Annotated in this window: 1 pseudogene; it reads right to left on the bottom strand. The window is 81.1% G+C overall.

The annotated features are described in order from the left end of the window. Nucleotides 1–16: 16 nt before the first annotated feature. Nucleotides 17–587, bottom strand: a pseudogene (locus DMB66_RS58970) (cytochrome P450); the annotation flags it as partial.

Raw genomic sequence — 587 nt, 5'->3', positions numbered from 1 at the left:
GAGGCGCCGGTGACGGCTAGCCGCACGACGCCCGTACCGTCAGCGAACGCCAGCCCGGCAGGGCCGCGCGGCGGTCGGCGCGGGCCCGCACCACCACCGGGCGCAGCGGCGCCAGCGCCCGCAGCAGGTCGGTGAGCTGGGTGCGGGCCAGCCGCGCGCCGGGGCAGGCGTGCGGGCCGGCGCCGAAGACGAGCTGGGCGAGGTGGGCCGGCACGGGCGTCTCCGGATCCGGGTCGAGGTGGTGGGCGCCGGCGGCGTGCCGGGCGATGAGCAGCATCCGGTCACCGGCGCGGACCGGACAACCGCCGGAGGACGTCGGCAGGCGGCCGGGCGCGGCGGCGACGCGGGGCAGCAGCGGGGTCGGGGCGGTGACGCGCAGCAGCTCGGTGGCGAGGGCGGGGCTGTCGGCGTACCCCCAGAGGTCGTCGTCCGCGGCCCAGGCCGCGGCGCGTGGCAGGGCGGCGACCGTCGTGTTGATCGCGGCCACCGCGAGCATCACGGCCAGGCCCGCGTCGGCGCCGCCACCCGGTGCGACCAGCGCGGACAGCCGGTCGGTCGCCGCCCGGGCCCGGTGCACGGCCCGCCGC

It is taken from the genome of Actinoplanes sp. ATCC 53533 (assembly GCF_003947245.1).
Note: the sequence above shows the minus strand (reverse complement) of the source record. Positions and strands in the feature narration are given on the sequence as shown.